General features: G+C 48.3%; 4 protein-coding genes. All 4 read left to right on the top strand.

What is annotated here, in order from left to right; genetic code table 11:
- On the top strand, positions 1-563 hold a 563-nt coding region (gene yqeK / locus PHF27_RS14130), incomplete at its 5' end, for a bis(5'-nucleosyl)-tetraphosphatase (symmetrical) YqeK (RefSeq protein WP_300071467.1).
- Positions 560-1,597, top strand: a complete 1,038-nt coding sequence (locus PHF27_RS14135) for an LCP family protein (RefSeq protein WP_300071470.1) — start codon at positions 560-562, stop codon at positions 1,595-1,597. The genes yqeK and PHF27_RS14135, both read left to right, overlap by 4 nt.
- The gene (gene rsfS / locus PHF27_RS14140; RefSeq protein WP_300071473.1) at positions 1,597-1,950 is read left to right on the top strand and encodes a ribosome silencing factor; all 354 of its coding nucleotides are present in this window, start codon (positions 1,597-1,599) and stop codon (positions 1,948-1,950) included. The genes PHF27_RS14135 and rsfS overlap by 1 nt, the downstream gene beginning before the upstream one ends.
- Positions 1,950-2,849, top strand: coding sequence for a S1-like domain-containing RNA-binding protein (locus PHF27_RS14145; protein ID WP_300071476.1), 900 nt, complete (start codon positions 1,950-1,952; stop codon positions 2,847-2,849). The genes rsfS and PHF27_RS14145 overlap by 1 nt, the downstream gene beginning before the upstream one ends.
- Positions 2,850-3,063: the final 214 nt, after the last annotated feature.

The raw sequence follows: 3,063 nt of genomic DNA on the forward strand, positions 1-3,063 counted from the left end.
TTGAAATCATTTTCCGGGAAGTTAAAAAGGAATTAAGCTCTAAACGCTTTGCTCATACTCAAGGGGTTATAAACAAAGCAATTGAATTGGCGCAGCGGCATGAGGGGAATGTGGAGCAAGCTCGTTTAGCTGCCTTGCTCCATGACTTAGTTAGAGAATGGACTCCTGCTCAATGGTTGGCGGAAGCCAAGAACATGGGGTTAGTGATTGATGAGGCGGCGCTTCACTCGCCTGTGCTGCTTCATGCGCCGCTGGCGGCATGGGTGGCGAAAAAACGCTTTGGCGTTACTGATGAGACTGTATTACGCGCCATTGCACGACACACTATTGGGGGGACTGGCTTGTCATTGTTGGATAAAATTATTTATTTGGCTGACGGTTTGGAAGAGGGGCGTTCCTACAAGGGTGTGGCGGAGTTGCGACAATTGGCGCTGCAGGATGTAGATGCCGCCATGCTGGCAGTCTATGATCAAACGCTGCGGTATATGATCAAACGAGAAGAAGCGATTCACCCGGAAACAATTGCCGGGCGCAATGAACTGCTATGGAGGAGAAACCAGTGAGTCGGCCATTGAACGAGCGGCAGCGGCTGCGACGCGCTAAGCCAAGAAAGTTGCGTTGGGGGCGGGTCGTGCTGTTTTTGTTGCTAGTAGTAGTGTTTTTTGTTGGTTTGGTGAAGGGTGGAATATGGCTCTGGAGCCAGGCTGTGACGACAAGTCCAGCGGTGGCGGAGCCGGTACAAGCGACGCCGCCTGCTCCTGAACCGGTTGCAGCTGCTCCGGTTAAACCTCTCTATGCTAAACCCCAGGTGGCTACTTCACGGCTCAATGTACTCTTGCTGGGCGTGGATGATGGCGAATATGGTATTGCAGATGCGCCTAAACGCTCTGATACCATGATTTTGGCTAATATTGATCCAGAGACGGGCATTGTTACGCTAGTGTCTTTGCCTAGGGATACGCAGGTATTGCTGCCGGGACACAAAGACGTTGAAAAGCTGGGGCACGCCTACGCGTATGGAGGACCGGAACTGACTGTTAAAGCAGTGGAAGATTTACTGCAAATTCCTGTGAATTATTATGTTACATTGCACTGGCAGGGCTTTATTCGCTGTGTGGACAGTCTGGGCGGGGTTGACTTATATGTAGAGCAGGATATGGATTATGAGGACCCTTATGCAGCGCTGGCAATTCATCTGAATAAAGGATATCAGCATTTGGATGGAGATAGATCTGGACAGTATGTACGTTTTCGCAGCGATGAGCTGGGGGATATTGGACGAGCGCAACGGCAGCAGCGTTTTTTAAGAGCCTTGGCGAATCAAACCTTTCAATGGGAAACTCTTGCCAGACTGCCGGAGCTGCAGACCGTAGTCAAAGAATCTTTTCTTACCAATATACAAGGGAGCGATTGGTTTCGTCTAGGGGCAGCCTTGCGGCACTTTGACCGCGCTACCGGGGTAAAACCGGTTTTGCTCCCCGGTCGTTTTGCAACAGAAAAAAATGTAAGCTATTGGAAAACGGATGAAAATGCGACTAATGAACTGGTAAAAACAAAATTGCTGGAAACAGCAGGAACAATTGAAGGAGGAAAATAATGATCGAAGTAATTAAAAAAGCGACACCGGAGGTCATTGCCCGACTGGCCAGTGAAAAAAAAGCCATGGATATTGTCATTTTGAAAATGGCGGAGGTTTCTTTAGTAACTGACTATTTTATTATTTGCAGCGCTAACTCGACAACACAGGTGCGGGCCATTGTCGATCATGTAGAAGAAAAGCTGTCTGAGGCAGGAGTAGAACCGCTACACAAGGAAGGATACCGAGAAGGACGCTGGATCCTGCTTGATTATAGCGAATGTATTTTGCATGTTTTTGTCGAAGAAGATCGGCGTTTTTACAACTTGGAACAGTTGTGGGGTGATGCGGAAGCACTGCCTTATAAGGAGTAATGATGAACGAAAATGAAAAGCCGCGCCTTCAGGCGGCGACTTTAGCCACGCTAAAGGTGGTTCGCAAAGCGGACTTTGGCGTATTTCTAGATGGCGGAACCGGCCAGACCAGCGATGACGTTCTGCTGCACCAAGGGCAGCAGAGTCGGCCGGTTGAAATCGGCGAGGAAGTCGATGTCTTCCTTTATCATGACGCTAGAGGCCGTATAACAGCCAGCATGAAGCTTCCCAAGATGAAGGAAGGCCAGGTGGCTCGAGCGGAAGTTATCCACTTTACAGGCAAACAGGGAGCGTTTGTGGACTTGGGGGCGGAACGGGCGGTGTTTATGCCTTTTAGCCGCATGCGGGGGCGCGTCTACGAGGGTGAAAAGGTATGGGTCAAGCTTTATACAGATAAAACAGGACGTTTGGCTGTGACGATGGAAGTGGAAGAAGACCTGCAGCGGGCAGCGTTGCCTTTCACCGGCAAAGTAGGCGATAAACTTAAAGGAACCGTTTATAATGAAACTGACGAGGGTTACTTTTTGTTTGCTGAAGGGCGGCATGTTGCTTTTCTCCATCGCAGTGAAATGGCTGGCGCAGCTTTGCGTATGGGGCAGGAAATTGAGTTTCGGGTAGCCTTTATCCGGCCGGATGGACGGATCAACGTATCCTTGCGGCCACAAAAGGAAGATGCTTTATTTGAGGATGGAGAACGTATCTTACAGTTTTTACAAGAGCGGGGCGGGAAAATGCCTTATGGAGATGCGACAAGCCCGGAAATCATTCAAACCAAATTCGGCATGAGCAAGGCGGCTTTTAAGAGGGCTCTGGGCCGGTTATTTCGTCAGGAAACGATTCGCCAGGAAGATGGCTGGACTTGGATTTGTGAAGAAACAGAAGAAAACAAAGAAAACTAACGAAATTATAGTCCTGATTTCAAACAATTCGCTGCTTTGGGGCAGGAATTGTTTTTTTTTGGGCGAAATGATCAATAGTAAGAAATGAGGTTCTATAATAAATGTTGGGGTAAGCACGCAAGAGCATGTTTACCTCAACATTTTTTTGCACAAAAAAATGAGCATAAAGTAAATAACTCACATACAATTAAAGTTGCTACACACCAATCGAAAG

This window comes from Anaeromusa sp. (genome assembly GCF_028691475.1).
Taxonomy (GTDB): domain Bacteria; phylum Bacillota; class Negativicutes; order Anaeromusales; family Anaeromusaceae; genus Anaeromusa.